Annotated in this window: 1 protein-coding gene; it reads left to right on the top strand. The window is 37.9% G+C overall.

Features of this window, described 5'->3' with window-relative positions; genetic code table 11:
* Positions 1 to 152 precede the first annotated feature (152 nt).
* Entirely contained in the window at positions 153 to 386 is a 234-nt protein-coding gene (locus O3603_RS12070; protein WP_371523056.1) for a hypothetical protein, read from the top strand.
* Positions 387 to 554: the final 168 nt, after the last annotated feature.

Here is a 554-nt window from a genome sequence, read left to right as displayed (position 1 = left end):
ATGTTTATGAAACAAGCAAATCCTAAGAAGCGAACACACCGATATTGTGCTAAATGCAATCATGAAGTGCAGTATGAACGAGTATTGGACTATCCCTTTTATTGTCCGCAGTGTGATGAAAATATGTATAACTTTGAAACGTATAGAAGAAAATGAGGTATCCAAGAGTAGATGTATTCAAGCGCACGAAGCATACCCCTACTTACCAAGAGTTCTTTATAGTAGACACCATGCGACCTAATCGTCCAAAATGTAGTAAGTGTTGGAAAACAAAACTGCAAGCTGATGCTTATGCAAGACGTGAACTTGCTTTATTAAAGAAAGAGGGATATGAGAAAGTTGTTTATAACTCTATGATGATAGACTTATCAAAGTTTATCCGTTAGAAGAAAGTCCGTGGTTTGTCGCCACGGATTTTTGCTGTGTGCTGCTCCGAATGGTCGCAGCACAGATCTATCATAGCCCTCTTTCATTTTACAAGCCCTTGATTATATATACAAAACCTCCCTTTTGCCCTATCAAAACACACTATCGCAAGTTTTTCATTCTTGTTT

It is taken from the genome of Prevotella sp. 20925_1_30 (assembly GCF_041433025.1).
GTDB lineage: Bacteria > Bacteroidota > Bacteroidia > Bacteroidales > Bacteroidaceae > Prevotella > Prevotella vespertina.
This window is presented reverse-complemented; position numbering and strand designations above follow the sequence as displayed.

What these genes read in the sequence shown, in the direction of transcription:
- O3603_RS12070 (WP_371523056.1), top strand. Translation starts at nt 153, where the DNA reads ATGAGGTATCCAAGAGTAGATGTATTCAAGCGCACGAAGCATACCCCT.